This window comes from Gordonia spumicola (assembly GCF_009932475.1).
Taxonomy (GTDB): Bacteria; Actinomycetota; Actinomycetes; order Mycobacteriales; family Mycobacteriaceae; genus Gordonia; species Gordonia spumicola.
Genome location: NZ_BJOV01000005.1, coordinates 1,124,644 through 1,144,856, shown reverse-complemented (window position 1 = coordinate 1,144,856; position 20,213 = coordinate 1,124,644). Strand labels below are relative to the sequence as shown.

Annotated in this window: 18 protein-coding genes and 1 riboswitch; of the genes, 6 read left to right on the top strand and 12 right to left on the bottom strand. The window is 69.9% G+C overall.

What is annotated here, in order from left to right:
* Positions 1–13: 13 nt before the first annotated feature.
* The 5 genes from GYB83_RS16605 to cobN all read right to left on the bottom strand — a co-directional run bounded on the left by GYB83_RS16605 (position 14) and on the right by cobN (position 8,269).
* Entirely contained in the window at positions 14–781 is a 768-nt protein-coding gene (locus tag GYB83_RS16605; protein WP_186349797.1) for a polyprenol monophosphomannose synthase, read from the bottom strand.
* Positions 771–2,327: an apolipoprotein N-acyltransferase gene (lnt, locus tag GYB83_RS16600; RefSeq protein WP_161897554.1), complete on the bottom strand. Its 1,557-nt coding sequence runs from the start codon at positions 2,325–2,327 to the stop codon at positions 771–773. Before lnt ends, GYB83_RS16605 begins: the two co-directional genes overlap by 11 nt.
* Positions 2,328–2,380: 53 nt before the next feature.
* Positions 2,381–4,003, bottom strand: a complete 1,623-nt coding sequence (locus GYB83_RS16595; protein ID WP_161896514.1) for an amidohydrolase — start codon at positions 4,001–4,003, stop codon at positions 2,381–2,383.
* Between the two features lie 37 nt (positions 4,004–4,040).
* A complete protein-coding gene (locus tag GYB83_RS16590) occupies positions 4,041–4,568 on the bottom strand; it encodes an FxsA family protein (protein WP_161896513.1) in 528 nt (175 codons plus the stop codon).
* A gap of 74 nt (positions 4,569–4,642) precedes the next feature.
* Positions 4,643–8,269 (bottom strand): cobaltochelatase subunit CobN, encoded by a 3,627-nt coding sequence (gene cobN / locus GYB83_RS16585; RefSeq protein WP_161896512.1) that lies wholly within the window; start codon positions 8,267–8,269, stop codon positions 4,643–4,645.
* Positions 8,270–8,301: 32 nt separating this feature from the next.
* Positions 8,302–8,463, bottom strand: a riboswitch (cobalamin riboswitch).
* Positions 8,464–8,469: 6 nt separating this feature from the next.
* Between cobN and cobG the strand changes: the two genes are divergently transcribed.
* On the top strand, positions 8,470–9,618 hold the full coding sequence (cobG, locus tag GYB83_RS16580) for a precorrin-3B synthase (protein ID WP_161896511.1): 1,149 nt from the start codon (positions 8,470–8,472) through the stop codon (positions 9,616–9,618).
* Positions 9,619–9,732: 114 nt separating this feature from the next.
* Here cobG and GYB83_RS16575 read toward each other — a convergent pair whose 3' ends face one another.
* Together GYB83_RS16575 and GYB83_RS23690 are read right to left on the bottom strand one after the other, a co-directional pair.
* On the bottom strand, positions 9,733–10,830 hold the full coding sequence (locus GYB83_RS16575; protein ID WP_228461541.1) for an HNH endonuclease signature motif containing protein: 1,098 nt from the start codon (positions 10,828–10,830) through the stop codon (positions 9,733–9,735).
* Positions 10,751–11,299 carry a hypothetical protein gene (locus GYB83_RS23690; protein WP_228461538.1) on the bottom strand — a complete coding sequence of 183 codons (549 nt, stop codon included), beginning with the start codon at positions 11,297–11,299 and terminating at the stop codon, positions 10,751–10,753. Before GYB83_RS23690 ends, GYB83_RS16575 begins: the two co-directional genes overlap by 80 nt.
* A 231-nt stretch (positions 11,300–11,530) precedes the next feature.
* On the opposite strand from GYB83_RS23690, the gene GYB83_RS16570 reads away from it, so the two are divergent.
* The 4 genes from GYB83_RS16570 to GYB83_RS16555 all read left to right on the top strand — a co-directional run bounded on the left by GYB83_RS16570 (position 11,531) and on the right by GYB83_RS16555 (position 15,326).
* Positions 11,531–12,637, top strand: coding sequence for a DNA polymerase III subunit beta family protein (locus GYB83_RS16570; protein ID WP_161896510.1), 1,107 nt, complete (start codon positions 11,531–11,533; stop codon positions 12,635–12,637).
* Positions 12,634–13,134 carry a hypothetical protein gene (locus GYB83_RS16565; RefSeq protein ID WP_161896509.1) on the top strand — a complete coding sequence of 167 codons (501 nt, stop codon included), beginning with the start codon at positions 12,634–12,636 and terminating at the stop codon, positions 13,132–13,134. The genes GYB83_RS16570 and GYB83_RS16565 overlap by 4 nt, the downstream gene beginning before the upstream one ends.
* 69 nt (positions 13,135–13,203) lie before the next feature.
* Complete coding sequence (locus GYB83_RS16560) at positions 13,204–13,827, top strand: precorrin-8X methylmutase (RefSeq protein WP_161896508.1); 624 nt, start codon at positions 13,204–13,206, stop codon at positions 13,825–13,827.
* A gap of 11 nt (positions 13,828–13,838) precedes the next feature.
* The gene (locus GYB83_RS16555; protein WP_161896507.1) at positions 13,839–15,326 is read left to right on the top strand and encodes a precorrin-2 C(20)-methyltransferase; all 1,488 of its coding nucleotides are present in this window, start codon (positions 13,839–13,841) and stop codon (positions 15,324–15,326) included.
* Here the strand turns inward: GYB83_RS16555 and GYB83_RS16550 are convergent.
* Genes GYB83_RS16550 through dprE2 form a run of 4 tightly spaced genes read right to left on the bottom strand, consistent with a single transcriptional unit; the run spans position 15,317 to position 18,780 of the window.
* Complete coding sequence (locus tag GYB83_RS16550; RefSeq protein ID WP_161896506.1) at positions 15,317–16,075, bottom strand: cobalt-precorrin-6A reductase; 759 nt, start codon at positions 16,073–16,075, stop codon at positions 15,317–15,319. The two genes, GYB83_RS16555 and GYB83_RS16550, sit on opposite strands and share 10 nt — an antisense overlap.
* Positions 16,068–16,835 carry a cobalt-precorrin-4/precorrin-4 C(11)-methyltransferase gene (locus tag GYB83_RS16545; RefSeq protein WP_161896505.1) on the bottom strand — a complete coding sequence of 256 codons (768 nt, stop codon included), beginning with the start codon at positions 16,833–16,835 and terminating at the stop codon, positions 16,068–16,070. Before GYB83_RS16545 ends, GYB83_RS16550 begins: the two co-directional genes overlap by 8 nt.
* Positions 16,832–18,034, bottom strand: a complete 1,203-nt coding sequence (gene cbiE, locus GYB83_RS16540) for a precorrin-6y C5,15-methyltransferase (decarboxylating) subunit CbiE (RefSeq protein WP_161896504.1) — start codon at positions 18,032–18,034, stop codon at positions 16,832–16,834. Before cbiE ends, GYB83_RS16545 begins: the two co-directional genes overlap by 4 nt.
* Positions 18,031–18,780 (bottom strand): decaprenylphospho-beta-D-erythro-pentofuranosid-2-ulose 2-reductase, encoded by a 750-nt coding sequence (gene dprE2, locus GYB83_RS16535; RefSeq protein WP_228461536.1) that lies wholly within the window; start codon positions 18,778–18,780, stop codon positions 18,031–18,033. The genes cbiE and dprE2 overlap by 4 nt, the downstream gene beginning before the upstream one ends.
* A 56-nt stretch (positions 18,781–18,836) precedes the next feature.
* On the opposite strand from dprE2, the gene GYB83_RS16530 reads away from it, so the two are divergent.
* Positions 18,837–19,238 (top strand): pyridoxamine 5'-phosphate oxidase family protein, encoded by a 402-nt coding sequence (locus tag GYB83_RS16530; protein WP_161896503.1) that lies wholly within the window; start codon positions 18,837–18,839, stop codon positions 19,236–19,238.
* A gap of 10 nt (positions 19,239–19,248) precedes the next feature.
* Here GYB83_RS16530 and GYB83_RS16525 read toward each other — a convergent pair whose 3' ends face one another.
* Entirely contained in the window at positions 19,249–20,193 is a 945-nt protein-coding gene (locus tag GYB83_RS16525; protein WP_186349862.1) for a 5'-3' exonuclease, read from the bottom strand.
* Positions 20,194–20,213: the final 20 nt, after the last annotated feature.

Below are 20,213 nucleotides of genomic sequence, written 5' to 3'. Positions count from 1 at the left end.
GGGGAAACGGGCGTCAGCGCTTGAACTTCGCCTTGCGGCCCTCGATGCCCCAGCGGGCCACCTTCAGGAACGATTCGGCGATGACGCCGCCGTCCATCTTCGACTCGCCGATGGCGCGTTCGGTGAATGTGATCGGCACCTCGCGGATGTCGAAGCCGGCCTGGATCGACCGCCACGCCAGATCGATCTGGAAGCAGTAGCCCGCGGAGTCGACCTGGTCGAGGCCGATCTTCTCGAGCACCTCGCGACGGAACGCTCGGTAGCCTGCGGTGATGTCCTTGATCTTCGAGCCGAGCGCCAACCGGGCGTACGTGTTGGCGCCCTTGGACAGCAGTTCGCGGCGCTTCGGCCAGTTGACGAGGGCTCCGCCGGGCACGTACCGCGATCCGATGACGAGATCGGCTCCGTCGTCGACCGCGTCGAACAGCCGATGTAGCTGTTCGGGGGCGTGACTGCCGTCGGCGTCCATCTCGACGATGACCGAGTAGTCGCGGCTCAGGCCCCACGCGAAGCCCGCGAGGTAGGCCTTGCCGAGCCCGTCCTTGGCGGTGCGGTGCAGTACGTGCACGCGCCCCGCGGCGTCGTCGGCCGCGATCTGGTCGGCGACGTCTCCCGTGCCGTCCGGGCTCGAGTCGTCGACCACCAGCACGTGCACGTCGGGCATCGCATCGAGCAGACGACCGACGATCAGGGGCAGGTTCTCGCGTTCGTTGAACGTGGGAATGACGACGAGGGCCCCCGCGCCCCGCTGTCCGATCACCTTCTGATCGCTACCGCTCATCGTGCTCCTTCTCGATCCCTCCGGCCGGTCGGCGTCGACCGGCGAACATGTCGAGGTTAGTCGCTCGCGTCAGCGCGTACAAAAACCCGAGCGCCATGACGAGGAGCACGACCCGCTCGGGCCACGGGCCGAGACTAACGGCCAGGGTCCTGCCGTCGCGCAATTCGAGGGCGCTCTGCAGCACCGCCGCTTCGAAGAGGCCGCTCTCGGCGATGACCGATCCGTCCGGCCGGATCAGTGCGCTCAGTCCGCTGGTGGAGACCACCGCCACACTGCGCCCGGTCTCGACGGCGCGGATCCGCGACATCGCCAGTTGCTGGCTGCTCATGTCGGTGAGTCCGAACGTCGCATTGTTGGTCGGCACGTACAGGAGCTGGGCTCCGTCGTCCACCGCCTGTCGCGGCGACCTGTCGAAGGCGACCTCCCAGCACGTCGACACACCCAGACGCACCGTGCCCTTCGCCGTTCGCACCGTGACGATCGCCGGTCCGGAACCTGGCTTGAAGTCGCCTGCGCGGTCGGCGTACGACGAGAAGTGCCGGAAGAAGCCGCGCCACGGGAGGTACTCGCCGAACGGTTGGATGATGTGCTTGTCGTAGCGGGCTGACGGTTCGTCGTCGGCCCGGCCGTCGCGGCGTCCCCAGACGAGGACCGAGTTGGTGGGCCGGCCGTCGTCGTTGGGGACGAGCGTGCCGAGGACGATCGGCGCGTCCACGGACGTGACGGCCTCCCGGATGAGTGCGGCGGCGTCCGGGTTGAGCGACGGCGGGATGTCGGAGGCGTTCTCCGGCCACAGCACGATGTCGGGCTGCGAGCGTTCGCCGTCGCGAACCTGCTGCGCCAGCCGCTCGGTCTCGTTGACGTGGTTGTCCAGCACGGCTCGTCGCTGCTCGTTGAAGTCGAGGCCGAGGCGCGGGACGTTCCCCTGGACGGCCGCGACCGTCACCGACGACGTCGCATGGGTGCCTGGGGCTCCGATCGCCGCGACGATCGCGCCGACGACGAGCAGGATCAGGGCGACGCCCGGTCCGACGGCGGGCCGCCACCGCCCACCGTCGCCGCGGCGCAGGTCGACGGCCGCGAGGACTCCCGACGCCAGCCCCGCACCCACGGCGGCGACGACGAACGACAATCCCGGCACTCCGACGAGCGAGGCCGACGGCAGCAGCAGTCCGGACGTCTGGCTGAATGCGGCCCGCCCCCACGGGAAGCCGCCGAACGGGAACGACGATCGGATCGTCTCGACGCCGACCCAGGCGATCGCGAACCAGAGCGGAGCCGCGCGCAGGCGCATCGTGACGGTCGCGATCGCGCCGAACAGCGCCAGGTAGAGCGCCATCACGACGGCCAACGCCAGCCACGGCAACGGTCCGACGTACTCGCCGATCCACGGGAGCAGCGGCACGAAGAAGGCGAGACCGAACACGAATCCGCACAGTGCGCCGACGCGGACCCGCGGACGTCCCAAGCGCAGCGCCGTGTACAGGAGGCCGAGGGACAGTGGAGCGAGGAACCACAGGTCACGCGGGGGGAACGCCGCGTACATCACCCCGCCGGAGGCGGCCGATGCGAGCGGTCGCCACGCCCACGCGGGCAGCGTCACGCGGTGGGCCGCTCGTAGATCGTGACCCCGCCCGCGACGGTTCGCACACATTCGGGCAGCCGTGCGCCCGGCGCGACGTCGGGCAGCGCGGGCACGCGCGAACGCGGATCGGTCGACCACCGCTGAACACCCGCGTGCGACGCCGCGACCACAAGATCGTCGACGTCCCAGACCGCGTAGTGCGCGGGGGCTCCGGGGACGAGCGTCCCGGTGAGACCGTCGTTGACTCCCCCGGCCCGCCATCCGCCCCTCGTGCAGGCGGCGAAGGCCGCGCGCGGTGAGATCGCGTTGGTCGGGGTGTGGTGGTGGGCCGCGGCGCGGATCGTCGCCCACGGATCGATGTCGCAGACCGGAGCGTCGCTCGAGAATGCCAGTGCGACACCGGCTTTCGCCAGCCCCGCGAAGTCGTTCAGGGAGCGAGCGCGATCGCCGAGCCGCTTCTCGTACAGTGCGTCGTCACCGCCCCACTCGTCGTCGAACAGCGGTTGCATGCTCGCGATCACCCCGCATCGGGCGAACACCTCGGCCTGTTCGGGAGTCACCATCTCGGCGTGCTCCAGACGATGCGCGCAGCGCGCGATGGCGGGTGTGCCGAGTTCGTCGGCGACCAGGGTCAGCGCCGCGGCCACGGCCGCGGTGGCACCGTCGCCGATGACGTGGAACCCGGCCTGGACGCCGGCGAGGGTCGTCGCGCGCAGGTGATTGGCGATGGTGTCCTCGTCGAGGTAGCTGACTCCGAACTCGCCCGGCGCGTCGCTGTACTCCTCGCGGAGCCACGCCGTGCGCGATCCCAGTGCCCCGTCGACGAACAGGTCGCCGCCGATGGCGTCGGCGCCCATCGCCGACACGACCGCCCGAGCCTCCTCCAGGGTGCTAACGGGCTGGCCCCAATAGCGTCGGACGCTCACCCCGTGATCGAGTTCGGCGAGCGACCGGAAGTCGTCGACCCCGCTGATGTCGGGTCCGCCGTTCTCGTGGACGACGACCACGCCGCGCGACGCCGCGTGGTCGAGGGCCCGGATCTGGGCACGGTGCCGTGCCTCGGGCGTGATGAGGGCTCGCGCCGCGGCCCGCACCCGATGGTGGGCGTCGGCGACGAGCGGCGCCTGCGCGTCGTATCCGGTCACGGCCTCGATCCCGTGGACCAGTTCACGCAACGCGCTCGACGCCGCGGCCGAGTGCTCGTCGATGCGAGCCAGATAGACGGGTTTGCCCGCCGCGACCCGGTCGAGGTCGGCCGTCGTCGGCGGCATGTCGTCGTCGAGCCGGTCGCCGGACCACGACGACGCATCCCACCCGAGTCCCCAGATGACGTCGTCGTCCGACGACGCCGCGTACTCGGCGAGTCGGTCAAGGCAGTCGGTTCGGCTGGTGGCGGTCGTCAGATCGAGGCCGACAAGGCGCAGGCCCATGTCCGTGAGGTGGACGTGCGAATCGACGAACGCGGGCGCCACGAAGTGACCGTCGAGGTCGACGATCTCGGCGTCGGGATGCAACGCCCGCCCCACGTCGTCGGTGCCGACCCAGACGACGGTGCCGTCCGTGACGGCGAATGCGGTGGCATCGGGGACGGCCGGTGAGGAGTAGACGACTCCTCCGACCAGAAGCTGTGTGGTCACACCGTCGATTGTGTCAAAGGGTCGTCGGTGTGCGCCGTCACGGCCGGGTGAGCGGCGGCTGCGGCAGGCTCGGCAGATCGACGTAGACGGTGCCGTCGGGACGACGCGGTGTCAGGTCGACCACGTCGGACGTCTGATCGATCACATCGCCTTCGACGGTCCCGTCGACGTACCGGCCGCCGACTCCGCCGGGCACTCCGGCCATGATGAGCGATGTGCGTCGCGCGATGCCGCGGTCGATCACCGGATGCAGGGCGCTGCGCACCGGCCGGGTCATGAGCGCGAGGCCGACGATCGTCGACACGACGCCGGGCAGGATGGTGAACACGGCGGCGCCCGCGAACAATGCGGTGTCGGACGCGGGTTCACCGTCGGTCGGTTCACGGCGCGAGGCGCGTCGGAGGTCGGAGACGAGGCCCCGCGCACGCCGCCCGAGGACTGCGAATCCGATCGCCGCGGCGCCCAATGTGATCAACAACGCCCACCCGAAGCCGAGGAAGTACGTCAGGGCGGCGAACGCCGCGATCTCCACGACGAGGTAGCCCGCAAGTAGAAGCCTGATCATGTCCGTGTTCTCTCTCCGTCGGAGGTTGACGTGTTCGTCATGTTCAACGTCTACTCCCCCGACAAAGTTCCTTCTCACCCGTTCGAGTCGGACCGCTCCTCGATGTCGCCCTCGGCGTCGAGGTACACGCGGCGCAGTTCATCGAGGAGTTCCGCGGGCGGTTCATGCCACATATCGCGTTCGACGGCCTCCAGCAGACGTTCGGAGATCGCGTGCAGAGCCCACGGGTTGGACTGCTGCAGGAAATCGCGGTTCGTCTCGTCGAGCACGTACTGCTCCGTGAGCTGCTCGTACATCCAGTCGGCGACGACGTCGGTCGTGGCGTCGTAGCCGAACAGGTAGTCGACGGTCGCCGCCATCTCGAACGCACCCTTGTATCCGTGACGGCGCATCGCCGACAGCCATCTCGGGTTGACCACACGGGCGCGGAACACGCGTGAGGTCTCCTCGTGCAGTGTCCGCGTACGAACCGCGTCCGGACGCGTCGAGTCGCCGATGTAGGCCTCCGGGTTCTCCCCGGTCAGCGCTCGGACGGTCGCGACCATGCCGCCGTGGAACTGGAAGTAGTCGTCCGAGTCGGCGATGTCGTGCTCTCGCGTGTCGGTGTTCTTCGCGGCGACGGCGATGCGCTTGTAGGCCGAACGCATGTCCTCGACGGCGGCGACGCCGTCGAGGTCGCGCCCGTACGCGTAACCTCCCCACTCGGTGTAGACGGCCGCGAGGTCCTCGTCGGTCCGCCACTGCTTGGAGTCGATGAGCTGCAGCAGTCCGGCTCCGTACGTGCCGGGCCGCGAGCCGAACACGCGTGTCGTCGCGCGCCGGGCGTCGCCGTGCTCGGCGACCGCCGCACGGGCGTGCGCGGCGACGAAGTTGCGGTCGGCAGGCTCGTCGGCGCCGGCCGCCAGGCGCACCGCGTCGTCGAGCATCGTCACGACGTGCGCGAACGCGTCCCGGAAGAATCCCGAGATGCGGATCGTCACGTCGATGCGCGGACGTCCGAGCTCCTCGAGCGGGACGAGTTCGAGGCCGGTGATGCGCCGGGACATCTCGTCCCACACGGGTGCGACACCGAGCAATGCGAGGATCTCGCCGACGTCGTCACCGGACGTGCGCATCGCGCTGGTCCCCCACACCGAGAGCCCGACGGACGCGGGGTACTCGCCGTGATCGGCGACGTAGCGGTCCACCAGCGAGTCGGCCATCGCCCGTCCCGTCTCGAACGCGAGCTGGGACGGGACGGCCTTCGGGTCGACGGAGTAGAAGTTCCGGCCGGTCGGCAGCACGTTGATCAGGCCGCGCAGCGGCGAGCCGCTCGGCCCCGACTCGATGAAGCCGCCGTCGAGCGCGTGAAGCACCTGATCGATCTCCCGGCTCGTCTGGCGCAGTCGCGGCACCACTTCGCGGGCGGCGAACGACAGGATCTCACCGACCTGCTGCGGATGTCCGGTGGCGGCAGCGGCGACGGCGGCGTCGGACCAGTCGTCGGCGGCGCAGGCGGACACCAGGTCGCGGGCGATCCGCTCGACACGGTCGACCTCACCGCGCGTCGAGTCGTTCTCCACGAGGCCGAGCGCTTCCCGGAGACCAGGCGACGACTGCGCGCCGCCCCACAGTTGACGGGCGCGAAGCATCGCGAGCACCAGGTCGACCTCGGTGGCCGCGTCCGGAGCCTGCCCGAGCACGTGGAGGCCGTCGCGGATCGCGGCGTCCTTGATCTCGCACAGCCAACCGTCGACGTGCAGCAGCATGTCGTCGAACACGTCCTCGTCGGGACGCTGAGCCAGTCCGAGGTCGGCGTCCATCTTCGCGGCGGTCAGCAGCGTCCAGATCTGTTGCCGGATGGCCGGGAGTTTGCCCGGGTCGAGTGCGGAGATGTTCGCGTGCTCGTCCAACAGCTGTTCCAGGCGCGAGATGTCGCCGTACGACTCGGCACGCGCCATCGGCGGGATCAGGTGATCGACGAGTACCGCGTGGGCACGTCGCTTGGCCTGTGTGCCCTCACCCGGATCGTTGACGAGGAACGGGTAGATCAACGGGAGGTCGCCGAGGGCCGCGTCGGTGCCGCAGTCGGCCGACATGCCGAGCGTCTTGCCCGGCAGCCATTCGAGGTTGCCGTGCTTGCCGACGTGGACGACGGCGTCGGCGCCGAAACCCCACCCGTCGGTGTCGGCCCGCGATGCGAGCCAGCGGTAGCTCGCCAGATAGTGGTGACTGGGCGGCAGATCGGGATCGTGGTAGATCGCCACCGGGTTCTCGCCGAAACCCCGCGGCGGCTGGACGAGCAGGACGACATTGCCGAAGGTCATCGCGGCGATCACGATGTCACCGTCCGGATTCGTCGACCTGTCGACGAACAGTTCGCCGGGCGGCGGCCCCCAGTGCTCGGTGACCGACTCGCGCAGACCGGTGGGCAGGGTGTGGAACCAGCGCGTGTAGTCGGCCGCGCTGACCCGGATCGGATTCGCCGCCAACGCGTCCTCCGTCAGCCAGTCGGCGTCCTGGCCTCCCGCGTCGATGAGCGCGTGCATCAGCGCGTCGGGATCGTCGTCGGCGGGCGTGGCGCCGAGGCCCGGCACGTCGTCGGCCACCTCGTAGCCTGCCTCGCCCAAAGCGCGCAACAGGTGGACGAGGCTGCGCGGCGTGTCCAGGCCGACGGCGTTGCCGATCCGTGCGTGCTTGGTCGGATACGCCGACAGCAGCAGCGCGATCCGGCGGTCCGCGGGCGGCAGATGACGCAGACGGGCGTGCCGGACCGCGATGCCTGCGACACGTGCGCAGCGTTCGACGTCCGGCGCGTAGTGCGGCAGTCCGTTGTCGTCGAACTCCTTGAACGAGAACGGCACCGTGATGATCCGCCCGTCGAACTCGGGCACGGCGACCTGACTCGCCACGTCGAGCGGGGACACGCCGTCATCGGTCGACGCCCAGTCGTCCCGCGACGACGTCAGGCACAGGCCCTGCAGGATCGGGATGTCGAGCGCCGCTAGCCGCTCGACGTTCCAGGCCTCGTCGTCGCCGCCCGCAGCCGCGGTCGCGGGAGTGGTGCCGCCCGCCGCGAGCACGGTCACGATCAGCGCGTCGAACGTGCCGAGGTGCGCGATGAGGTCGTCGTCCGCGGCGCGCAACGACGCGCAGAACACGGCCTCGGCCCGTGCGCCGTGTCCTTCGATCGCGGTGCAGAGCGCATCGACGTACTCGGTGTTTCCGGCGAGATGCTGGGCCCGGTAAAAGAGGACCCCGATGCGCATCTCGACTCCGCTCGAGGGGCAGGACGGGGTGCGTTCCAGGACTCCCCAAGAAGGGGTCTCGACCGGTGCCGCGAAGCCGAGGCCGGTGAGCAACACGGTGTCCGACAGGAAGTCGTGGACGGCCGCGAGGTTGGCGTGTCCGCCCGCGACGAAGTAGCTGTGCGCCTGGGCGGCGACACCGGTCGGCACCGTCGACAGCGCCATCAGGTCCGGGTCGGGGTTGAGCTCGCCGGACAGCACCACCACCGGAATGCGGTGGGCGAGAACGGCGTCGAGACCGTCCTCCCACGCGCGGCGACCGCCGAGGATTCGGACGACGACGAGGTCGGCGCCGTCGAGGAGCCCGGGGATCTCGTCGAGCAGGATGCGGCTCGGGTTCGCCACCCGATAGTCGGCGCCGCAGGTGGCTGCGGTGCGCAGGTCGGTGTCGGACGTGGACAGCAGCGTGATCACGGCGTACTCCTCGCCGGGAATACGCGCCCGGCATCGTGGGGACGGCCGAGGCTTCTCGGCCTGACGACGTGGGTCTGGCTCGGACCGGCGTCATGGACACCGATTCCTCACAGTGGCGCGACCGCGCCGGATTCACACCGGCTTCCACATCGAGTTCGCCGCCAATCGTAGCCACCCCGGCAGACCACTAGGCTGAACGGGTGAGCATTCCCGCAGACCGCTGCCCCGGCGTCTTCCGGACCCATCAGGCCGCGGACGGTGCGCTGGCCCGCATACGGGTGCCCGGTGGAGTGATCGAGCCCGATGCCCTCGATGCGCTCGCACTGGCGGCCGCCGAGTTCGGCGACGGCACGATCGAACTGACGGTCCGGGGCAATCTGCAGGTCAGGGGTATCGCCGAGAACGACGTCGCGGCGTTCGCCGAGGCCATGATCGCGGCGGGCCTCGCGTCGGATTCCGACCACGACCGCGTGCGCAACGTGATCGTCTCGCCGTTCAGCGGCCGGGTCGGTGGGCTCGCTGATCTGCGGCCACTCGCGGATGCGCTCGTCGACGCCTTGGTCGCCGCCGACTGGTCGTCGTCGTTGTCGGGACGGTTCTGGTTCGGATTCGACGACGGCCGCGGCGACGTCCTCGCCAGGACGACGGACGTCGCGGGGGTCGCGGTGAGTGCGGATCACGCCGTCGTCGTGGTCGGCGGCTCCCACGTCGTGGGCGTCGTGCCGCTGCACGACCTGCCCGATCGGATGGTCGCCGTGGCCCGGGCGTTCCTCCGGGTCGCCGACGGCGCATGGAGAGTCGCCGACCTCGACGAGGACCGCCGCACGGCGTTCCTCTCCACCCTCGAGACGAAGGCCCACCATCACCTCCCGGCGTCCCGCCATCCCGAGCCCCGCGTCGGATGGTTCGACCAGACCGATGGGCGCGTGATGCTCGGCGCGGTCGTGCCGTTCGGCAATCTCACCGCCGAGCAGGCCAGGTACGCGGCGGCGATCGGAGTTCCGGTGTCGGTCACGACCGAACGAGAGATCCTGATCAGCGACCTCGATGAGGCGGTGGCCGAGACCGTCGTTCGAGTGCTCGCTCCGCTCGGCTTCGTGTTCGACTCGCGCTCGCCGTGGACCACGCTCACCGCATGCACCGGATCACCCGGCTGCGCGAAGTCGGCCGCCGACGTCCGGACCGCCTTGCGCGAACACGTCACAAGCCTCGACCCGGATGCGGACGCGCCGCCGCACGAGCATTGGGTCGGATGCGAACGAGGCTGTGGATCACCGTCCCGGACCCATGTCCGCGTCCTGGCGTCCGCCGACGGCACCCGTCGAAACGTCGAACGGCCTCGCCCGTGAACGTGGCGACGCAGGCCTCCCTTCCGCTCCTTGGGCGAGAAGCCCTCCGTCCGCTCGCGTCGCGCTCCGAGCGCCGTCAGTGACCGGCAGTCCGGCGGAAGGCGCAACACCTGGTCAGAACGGGGGCATCTCGTCTGCCGACGGGCAGCCCGGAGTGCGGGGTGCTCCTTCCCGCTTGCGGCGGTTGTAGGCCCGCATCCGCATCCGGTACCGGTGCTTCGCCTCGGTCCGGGACCGCGGACGCCCCGGGTCCGATTCGACTCGCGGTCGCGACGCGGTCGGCGCGTCGTCGTGCGCACAGGGCACCAGACCGAGTTCGGGCAGCAGCCAGTGATTCAGCGCCCGCGACCGGACGGTGATCCCTTCAGGAGTCGTGACCTCGGTCCAGATCACCCCGTTCGCATCCACGATCTGATCGTCGAGCCAGCCGTCGACGAAGGTCTTCAACCCATGATGGAACCGACACTTCGGATTGAGATTGCACGGACACGTCGGACCACCCGCGGACGGATCACCGTGGTTGTACTCGGTCACGTGGTCGAGGTCGCAGCGGTAGGCCGGCATGTCACAGCCGGGGTGGGTGCACCTGCCGTGCACGGCGCGCACGAGGGTGTCGCACGCCGCGGTCGGCCGGTACCCGTTGCTCGGCTGCGACGCCCCGCCGAGCAGATCGGTGACGTCGAGGTCCCGGATCACCGTGTCGGCGTCGGCAGCGATGTCCCGGACGTGGTCAGCGGTGATCGGACCGAACCCGTCCAGATAGGCCGGGACATCAGACTCCCCGGTCAGCGACTCACGCCGAGCCACCACATGCAGCACCACAGTCGCCAGACGAGCAGCGACCTCAACCCCTTCACGCGACGGGCAGTCGTCGTTCTCGCACTCGCACGCGAAGACCTTCCCGGTCAGCAGTGCGATCACCGCATCCGACCGGCGGACGGCCTTACCGCGCGGATCGTCCGCGCACACACCGGCGATCACGGCGTCGATGGAGTCCTTCGCCAACCGCACGTCCTCGACCGTGGCGGTCACCCGCAGGTCGGCCAGAGTCCCGTCGGCGGGCTCCACCACGACCTTCTTGCGCGGCTTGGCGGCGGCCTCCCGCGCCGCCTGCGCAGCATCGACATCATGTTCAGCGACAACAGCAGCGACGATCTCGGTCACCCGCGGCCCGGTCAGATTGCCTGCGGTGCGGAGTCGGTCGGCGGTCATCGACGTCGATCACCGCGAGGACATCGGCGTCGATGACCGCGGCGACCTGATCGAGCGCCAGACGAAACTGCGTGGGCGTGAGCAGACCCCCACGCAGCAGCAGTCCGATCGCCGGCACACGTTCCATGCAGGAGACGGCCTCGTCGACGAACTTCTCACCCGTGTACTGACGGACACCGCGGACGGTCGCATACGACGCGGCGACCTGGCACAGCGGGTCGTACAGGTTCGTGAACGCGCCGTTGCCGCAGACCTGGTCGAGACGGCGTTGGTACACGCGGTAGATCGCCTCGTACTGATCCCACAAGACCATGCCCTGAAACAGGTCCCCGCGGGCGGCGAACATCATCAACGCCGCATCGGCGGCATCCGAGCCTTCGGCGAGATCGGGAATGACCATCCGGATGTGCAGCATGCCATCTTCGACGGTGAGCGTGGCCCCGGACTGATCGGCGAGCGTGGTGTTCATATCAACCCCCTTGATCGAACGTACTTTCGATTCTAGTCCGGCATTCCGGTGGGGTCAATAGGGCTTTTGCCCAACGTCTCGACTGCGCTCGACGAACCGAGGGAAGCGTCTCGACTGCACTCGACGGGGGGTGGGAACGACGGCCTTGATCCCGGGGTCCTCGGCAGGAGATCGCGGTTCGGACAGCATCGCTATTGACCTTCACGTGGGTCGAGGCTTGATGATGGGCGCGTGGACGATTCCGAACTCATGGCGATCGGCGCTTTCGCTCGACGGACCGGCTTGACCGCGAGCGCACTGCGCTTCTACGCCGACGCAGGTCTGCTCGTGCCGGCGTGGACGGATCCCTCGTCCGGGTACCGCTTCTATGCGATCGAGCAAGTCGGTCGCGCGCAGTTGGTCCGCCGCCTGCGGGACGTCGACATGCCACTGCCTGCCGTCGCCGAGGTGCTCGACGCCGGGCCGGAGGACGCGGCCCGACTCGTCGACGACCACATCGGTCGCGTCGTGGCCGCGGCACGCGCGGCGGCCGACCGCGGCAGGGAGATCACGGCCGATCTCGGACACCCGATGCCGACGACCTCACCGAATTCGTTGACCGTCAACGGGCCGGTGACCGCAGCGGCGATCGATCAGGTGCTGACGGCCACCGCGAGCGACGGCCTTGTGCCGGTCCTCGGCGGCGTGCGATTCGACGCCGAGTCGACCGGAGTCACGATCACCGCGACCGATCGATATCGACTCGCCACCAGAACGCTGCCCACACTGGAGCCGACGAACGCCGGATGGTCCGTCACCGTCGACGGCGACGACCTCCGACTCTGTCTCAACGACCTGCGGCGGTCGCCTCGGGCGCACATCGAGGTGACGTCGCACGACATGCGGATCGGCTCGGACACCCGCGGCCACAGCCGATGCCGCCTGATCGACGAACCGTTTCCGGACCATCGCGGCATGGTGGACGCGCTCCCCGCGGTGACGACCCGAGTGGCCGTCGCCGTGTCGGCGATCCGGCGATCGCTGGAAGCGACGACGGCGGACCTCGTCGGCTTGCGCGTCGGCCGGGCCCACGTCGAGTTCTGCGGGTGGGCACCTGAGTACACCGAGACGATCGATGCGACCGTCGACGGCGAACCGGCCGACGTCTGGTTCGAACTGAGAACGCTGTACCCGGCCGTGAGCTCCGCGATCGGAGCCGACCTGCTGATCGACCTCCGCGGTCCGGACATGCCCGCCACGATCCGTTCAGCGGACGGCGGCGACCTGACCACCCTCGTCATGCCGACGCGACCACCGGCCGACGACTCGATCCACCCCCTCCGACAGGACATCCGATGACCACTCCAGAGACAGACCGCACGATGACCGCGATGACCGACGCGGTGATGCGGGGACGGACCGGCGACGTCGACGGTGCACGCGCCGACCTTCTGTCCATATGGGCTGGCATCGGTCCCACCGGCGACGCGTTCCATCGATGCACCCTGGCCCACTACCTCGCCGACCTGTACCCCGATCCCGCGCTGTCGCTCGTATGGAACGTCCGCGCGCTCGACGCGGCGGACGCGCTGACCGACCAGCGGGTGGCCGAACACACCACCGGCGTCACGGTCGCCGGCTTCTACCCCTCGCTCCACCTCAATCTCGCCGACGACCTACGGCGCCTGGCGTCGTTCGACGCGGCCCGCGAACATCTGTCTGCGGCCCGCGCCGCGTCTCCCGAACTCGGATCGGACGGATACGGGACGATGATTCGGCGGGCGATCGACGAGGTCGGCGTCGCCGTCGACGCCCGCGACACGGCGCCCCGACCGTCGGCCCCGGGCCCGTCGTGATCCGGCGGGATCGGACGGCGCACCCACGAGGGCGCCCCGGCGCGGCCACTCAGTAGTGTCGAACGCACTATGACCGACTACATCCGAGACGGCGCGGAGATCTATCGCCAGTCATTCGCAACGATCCGCGCGGAGTCGGATCTGGCCCGCTTCCCCGCCGACGTCGAACCGGTGGTCGTGCGCATGATCCACGCATCCGGGCAGACGGACCTGGTGGACGACGTGGCCTTCTCCCCCGGTGTCGCCGCCGCCGCCCGCGACGCACTCCGGGCGGGTGGACCGATCCTGTGCGACACCAACATGGTCGCGTCGGGCGTCACCCGTCTACGACTGCCAGCCGACAACGATGTGCGCTGTCACCTGCGTGAACCCGGGATCTCCGAGATCGCCGAGCGGATCGGCAACACCCGCACGGCGGCGGCCCTCGAATTCTGGCGCGACGATCTCGCACGGTCGGTCGTGGCGATCGGCAACGCGCCCACCGCGCTGTTCGCCCTGCTCGACCTGATCGACGACGGATGGCCGCGGCCCGCGGCGATCATCGGCGCACCCGTCGGATTCATCGGTGCGGCGGAGTCGTGCGCGGCGCTCGCCGCCCGCACGGACATCGAGTTCATCACCGTCACCGGCCGCCGCGGAGGGTCGGCGATCACGGCGGCGGCGATCAACGCACTCGCGAGCCCAGTCGAATGAGAGACGGTCGAATGAGCGGCAAACTGTGGGGTGTCGGGCTGGGACCCGGCGACTCCGAACTGGTGACCGTCAAGGCGGCGCGCGTGATCGGCGACGCCGATGTCATCGCCTTCCACTGCGCGCGGCACGGCAACTCGATCGCCTTGTCGGTGGCGCAGCCGTATCTCCGCGAAGGCCAGATCCACGAGCGTCTCATGTATCCGCTGACCGTGGAGACCACCGATCATCCCGGCGGCTACGCGGGCGCGATGGCCGACTTCTACACCGAGAGCGCCGCGCGGCTGGCCGAGCATCTCGATGCGGGGCGGACCGTCGTCGTGCTCGCCGAGGGCGACCCGCTGTTCTTCAGCTCGTACATGCACATGCACAAGCGGCTCGTCGACCGGTTCGACGCGGAGATCGTCCCCGGTGTCACCTCGGTCAGCGCCGCGTCGGCCGCTGTCGGCATCCCTCTCGTCGAAGGTGAAGAGACCCTGACCGTGTTGCCCGGCACCGCGGAGCCGGGTGAGCTCGTCGCGCACATGCGGTCGGGTGAGGCGCTCGCCGTGATGAAGCTCGGTCGCACGTTCACCAAGGTCCGCGACGCCCTGGCCGCCTCGGGCAGGCTGGACGAGGCGTGGTACGTCGAACGCGCGTCGACCGATCGTCAGAGGGTCGAACGCGTCGTGGACGTCGACCCGGAGACGGTGCCGTACTTCTCCCTCATCGTGGTCCCGGGCAGGCGCAACAATCCGTATGCGGGACGACAGGACGCCCCGGTCGGCGAGGTCGTCGTCGTCGGCCTCGGACCGGGTCCCGTCGACCAGACGACACCGCAGGTCGCGGCGGAGATCGCGGCCGCGACCGACCTGGTCGGGTACACGACCTACCTGCGTCGGGTGACTCCTCGGCCCGGGCAACGGGTCCACGCCAGCGACAACCGCGTCGAGGCGCAGCGGGCGGAGTTCGCCCTCGACCTCGCGTCCCGGGGCGCACGTGTCGTCGTCGTGTCGTCGGGCGATCCCGGCGTGTTCGCGATGGCGTCCGCGGTCATCGAGGTCGCCGCCGAACCCCGCTGGCACGGCGTGCCGGTTCGGGTGACGCCGGGAGTGAGCGCTGCACACGCGGTCGCGGCCGCCGCGGGCGCACCGCTGGGCCACGACTTCGCGGTCATCTCGCTGTCGAACATCCTCAAACCCGGTGCGGTGATCGAGGGCCGCCTACGACACGCGATCGCGGCGGACCTCGCCATCGCGATCTACAACCCGGCGTCGTCCAAGCGGACCGAACAGGTGCTGCGGCTCAAGGAACTGCTCACCGAACTCGTGCCTGCGGATCGTGTCGTGATCGCGGGCCGCGACGTCGGCGGCCCCGGCGAACGGATCACGGTCACGACCGCCGCGGACTTCGATCCGTCGACCGTCGACATGCGCACGCTCCTCGTCATCGGATCGTCGACGACGACCGCTGTGTCGCGCACGGGCGGCGACCTCGTGTTCACACCGAGGCACTACGGCTGATTCAATACCGCGCGCGAGTCGCGTCGACTCCGCAGCCATGACACGGCCTCGTCGACGGTGGAGACGCGCCGGATTCCGTCGGACTCTCCCGGGCGATCGACGACGATCACCGGCAGCCCGAGTTCGCGGGCGGCGGCCAGCTTCGCCGATGTCAACGACCCGCCGCTGTTCTTCGTGACCACGACGTCGATCCGGTGCCGCCGCATCAGGTCGAGTTCGCCGTCGAGCGTGTACGGGCCGCGTGAGCGCAGCACCTCGTGGTGTGGCGGCAGGACCCGCTCGGGCGGATCGACCACCCGGATCAGGAACCACGAGTCCGCGACGTCGGCGAACGCCGACACGTCCTGACGACCGGTGGTGAGGAAGACGCGCCGCCCGCCCACGACGCCTGCGGCCGCCTCGATGGTCGGAACCCGCGTCCAGGCGTCGCCGGGCTGCTCGATCCATTCGGGTCGGGTGAGCCGCAGATGAGGTACGCCGGCGTCGGCCGCGGCGGTGTACGCGTTCGGGGTGATCCGCGCGGCGAACGGGTGCGTCGCATCGACCACGGCGCGAACGTCGTTGTCCCGCATGAACTCCGCCAGTCCGTTCCGGCCGCCGAAGCCGCCGATGCGCACGTCCCCGACGGGTAGGCGCGGCGACGCGACGCGGCCTGCGAGCGAACTCAGGACGTCGACGCCGTCGTCGACGAGGGCCTTCGCGAGAGCCCGCGCCTCCCCCGTCCCGCCGAGGATCAAGACGTCAGCCATCGGTGCGCAGCTTGGTCATGCGGGCCTGCGAATACAGGTAGCTGTCGACCAGATCCGGGTGCGCGGCACCGTCGAGGGCCCGACCGATGAAGATCACCGCGGTCTTCGTGATCCCCGCTCCCGCGAGCGCTGCGGGGAGATCGGCGAGCCGCGCGCGCACTATCCGCTGGTCCGCGCGCGAGGCGAAGGCGACCGTCGCCGTGGGACAGTCCCAGCCGTAGTGGTCGACGAGGTCGGCGACGATCTGCTCGGTCCGGTGCGCCGCGAGGTGCAGTGCGAGTGTGACACCCGTGCTGGCGAGCGAGGCGAGGTCCTCCCCCGGCGGCATGTCGGTCGACAGCGTCGACACCCGCGTGATGAGAAGGCTCTGGCCGACGCCGGGGACAGTCAGTTCGGAGTCCAGCGCCGCCGCCGCGGCCGCGAACGCGGGGACCCCTGGCACGAGCTCGTACGGTATGTCGAGGGACCGCAGGCGCGCGAGTTGTTCGGTGAGCGCCGAATACAGCGAGAGGTCGCCCGACGCCAGCCTGGCGACGTCGTGGCCCGCGGCGTGGGCCTTGGCGATCTCGGCGACGATCTGCGTCAACGGCATGCGCGCCGTGTCGATGGCGACGGCGTCGTCCGGGAGTCGTTCCAGCAGTCCGGCGGGCACCAACGACCCGGCGTACAGGCAGGTACGGCACTTCCCCAACAGGTCGGCTCCGCGCACGGTGATCAGATCGGCGTCGCCCGGACCCGCACCGATGAAGTAGACGGTCATGCGGTGGCCTCTCCCTTGACGACGTTCCACTGGACGATCGGCAGGGCGGGCCGCCATGCCGTCGACCTCCCGAGTGGTGCGGCCCGGTCGATGCTCACCCGGATGAGGTCGCCGCCGTGTGCGGCCGCGGCGTCGACGAGGAGTCGTTCGGTCTCGAGCGTGACGGCGTTCGCGACGAGTCGTCCACCGTCGGCGAGGGCGCTCCACACGGCGGCGAGCACCTCGGCGGTCATGCCTCCACCGATGAACACGGTGTCTGGTGTCGGCGCGCAGGCGAAGGCGTCGGGTGCCCCCGAACGGACTTCCAGGCGGTCGCCGACGCCGTGACGACGGGCGTTCCGGGCGACGGTCGCGGCCCGGCCGGGATCCGACTCGAAGGCGATCACCCGCCCGGTCCGCAGCTGCCGGAGCCATTCGATCCCGATGCTGCCCGAGCCCGCACCGACATCCCACAGGAGACGTCCCTCGGCGGGTGCAAGGGCGCTCACGGTCAGGGCGCGGATCGGCTGCTTGGTGATCTGGCCGTCGTTGGCGAACTCGGCGTCGGGCAGTCCGGGGGCGCGCGGCACGGCGGGACCGACACACTCGAGGGCGATCACGTTCAGCGCGGGCGAACCGTCGTTCCATTCGTCGGCGCGACCGGTGACGCGCCGTTCGTCGTGCGCGCCGAGGTTCGCGAGGACGGTGATCGTCGACGCGCCGAAGCCGAGGCCGCACAGCAGGTCTGCGACCAGTGCAGGGGTGGTCCCATCCTTCGACAGGATCAGCAGCCGGGCCCCATCGGCGAGGTGGAGTCGTACCGTCTCGACGGGCGCGGTCACCAGACTGACGACGGTCGATGCCGCGAGGTCCCAGCGCAGGCGTGCCGCCGCGAGCGACACGCTCGACGGCGACGGGAACACCGTGACGCGCTCGGAGCCGGCCATGCGCACCAGACTCGACCCGATGCCGTGGAACATCGGGTCACCGCTGGCGAGGACATGGACGTCGTCGACCGAGGTCGCGACGAGGTCGGCGAGATGCTCGGACATCGGGCTGCGCCACGCTCGACGGTCGGCTGCGACATCGGACGGCACCAGATCGAGTTGTCGGGCGGAACCGTAGATCACCCGGGCCCGCGCGAGCTCGTCTCGAGCGCTGCGCGACAGCGACGCCCACCCGTCTGCTCCGACGCCGACGACGACGAATCGGCCGGTCACCGCGGCATCCGCCGCCAGATCGCTCTCGGCACGAACCTGCTCGCGAACGCGACCGCGCGCAGTCTGCCGGGGATCCACACCTCGCGTCGGCCTCGGCGGTAGGCGGCCGCAACGGCGTCTGCCACCTGATCCGGTGTCAACGACATCGGCGCGGGCGAAACACCCGATTCCATCAGGTCCTTGGTCATCGCGCCGATCACGAAGCCGGGTCGCGCGAGCAGAATCCGGACTCCGGTGCCGTGCAGCGAATCCGAGAGACCGCTCGCGAAGCCGTCGAGGCCGGCCTTCGTCGAGCCGTACACGTAGTTCGCCTTGCGCACCCGCACGCCCGCGATCGACGAGTAGACGACGATCGTTCCGGACTTCTGCTCGCGCAGCGCGTTCGCCACGAGGGTGATGACACTGATCTGCGCGTAGTAGTCGGTGTGCGCGATCTGGAGGGCGTGCTCGACGTCGGTCGCCGCGCGTTCGGCGTCGCCGAGGATGCCGAACGCCACGATCACCGCTTCGACCGTGCCGTGATCGGCGAAGATCTGGTCGACGACGGCCGGATGCGACGCGGTGTCGTCGGCGTCGAAGGCGACCGTGTGGACGGCGGTCGCTCCGGCTGCCAGCAGGACGCGACTCTCGACGGTCAGGTCGTCGGGCCTGCGCGCTGCCAGGACGACGCGGTTGCCGGAGACGAGTCGGGCAGCGGTGGCGACGCCGATCTCACTGCGTCCGCCGAAGAGCACGATGGTTCCCACGTCCCCCAGTATTCCAGCCGCGACTCGGCTCCGGTGTGTCGGACTACTGTCGACGCATGACCCGAACCCTCGCCGACCTCAGCCAGGCGGCCGACGACTTCCTCGCCGAATATCAGCTCGCCACACTCGCCACCCTCCGGGCCGACGGCACCCCGCACGTCTGCCCGGTCGGATTCACGATCGACCGGGAGGCCGGCGTCGCCCGGGTCATCACATCGGGCGGAAATCAGAAGGCGCGCAACGCCGAACGCGGAGGCCGCGCGGCGCTCACCCACGTCGACGGGGCGCGGTGGCTGACCTTGGAGGGCACCGCGCGCGTGTTGCGCGATGCGGCATCGGTCCGCGACGCGGAGGACCGGTATGAAGCGCGGTACCGGAAGCCCCGCGCCAACCCCGCACGCGTCGTCATCGAGGTGACGGTGACCCGGGCGATGGGCTCGGCGTCGATGTTCGTGTGACGAGGGGACGCTACAGCGTCAGATTCCATTCCAACGCCGTGGAGAGACGGCCGACGCTGGCGTCGATCCCGAGTTCGGCGACGAGCGCGCGCAGGCCGTCGGCGTCGTCCGGTTCCGACGGCAGCCGATCGTCGGAACGACTCGGGACGGTGTCGGCGTCCGTGCGGACGGCCACCACGGTGCGGGCGGCGGCGAGATAGTCCTTCGACGCCTGGATCGAGTTCCGAGCGCGCGCGGCCATCGTCGAATCCGGCTGGTAGGCGGCAGCCTCGAGAGTGTCAAGGTCGCCGTAGGCGGTGATCAGTTTGGCCGCGGTCTTCTCGCCGATGCCGGGCACTCCGGGCAGTCCGTCGGACGGGTCGCCGCGAAGGATCGACATCTCGGCGTACGCGGTGCCCGCCCTCTCGACGGGGACCGAGTATTTGGCCGCCACTTCGATCGGGCCCATCAACTCGGCGTTGCGGAGGCCGCGTCCCACGTACAGCACGCGGACGCGAACCGGATCGTCGGCGACCACCTGCAGGAGATCACGATCACCGCTGACGACGAGGACCGAGTCGTCGGCCTCGGCGAAGGCGAGCGTGCCGATGACGTCGTCGGCCTCACAGCCCGCGGCTCCGGACGTCGTGATGCCCGCGCACCGCAGGACGTCCATGATCATGTCGACCTGCGGGGTCAAGGTGTCGGGCACCTCTTCCACATCGGGTGCGTCGCCGGAGCCGGTCACCGCCACACGGTGCTCCTTGTACGACGGGATCAGATCGGTCCGGAACGACGGACGCCAGTCGAGGTCGAGGCACACCACGAGCCGAGTCGGCCGATGGTCGGTCACCAGCGCGGCGATCGTGTCGACGAATCCGCGGACAGCGTTGACCGGGCGCCCGTCGGGTGAGGTCATCTTCTCGGGCAGGGCATAGAACGAACGAAACCACAGGCTCGCACCATCGAGCAGCATCACCGATCCGGTCATGGTGC

Excerpts from the sequence above, each read along its gene's own strand:
- GYB83_RS16605 (WP_186349797.1), bottom strand. The coding sequence starts at position 781 with ATGAGCGGTAGCGATCAGAAGGTGATCGGACAGCGGGGCGCGGGGGCC.
- lnt (WP_161897554.1), bottom strand. The coding sequence starts at position 2,327 with ATGTACGCGGCGTTCCCCCCGCGTGACCTGTGGTTCCTCGCTCCACTG.
- GYB83_RS16590 (WP_161896513.1), bottom strand. The coding sequence starts at position 4,568 with ATGATCAGGCTTCTACTTGCGGGCTACCTCGTCGTGGAGATCGCGGCG.
- GYB83_RS16575 (WP_228461541.1), bottom strand. The coding sequence starts at position 10,830 with ATGACCGCCGACCGACTCCGCACCGCAGGCAATCTGACCGGGCCGCGG.
- GYB83_RS23690 (WP_228461538.1), bottom strand. The coding sequence starts at position 11,299 with ATGAACACCACGCTCGCCGATCAGTCCGGGGCCACGCTCACCGTCGAA.
- GYB83_RS16565 (WP_161896509.1), top strand. The coding sequence starts at position 12,634 with ATGACCACTCCAGAGACAGACCGCACGATGACCGCGATGACCGACGCG.
- GYB83_RS16560 (WP_161896508.1), top strand. The coding sequence starts at position 13,204 with ATGACCGACTACATCCGAGACGGCGCGGAGATCTATCGCCAGTCATTC.
- GYB83_RS16555 (WP_161896507.1), top strand. The coding sequence starts at position 13,839 with ATGAGCGGCAAACTGTGGGGTGTCGGGCTGGGACCCGGCGACTCCGAA.
- GYB83_RS16550 (WP_161896506.1), bottom strand. The coding sequence starts at position 16,075 with ATGGCTGACGTCTTGATCCTCGGCGGGACGGGGGAGGCGCGGGCTCTC.
- GYB83_RS16545 (WP_161896505.1), bottom strand. The coding sequence starts at position 16,835 with ATGACCGTCTACTTCATCGGTGCGGGTCCGGGCGACGCCGATCTGATC.
- GYB83_RS16530 (WP_161896503.1), top strand. The coding sequence starts at position 18,837 with ATGACCCGAACCCTCGCCGACCTCAGCCAGGCGGCCGACGACTTCCTC.
- GYB83_RS16525 (WP_186349862.1), bottom strand. The coding sequence starts at position 20,193 with ATGCTGCTCGATGGTGCGAGCCTGTGGTTTCGTTCGTTCTATGCCCTG.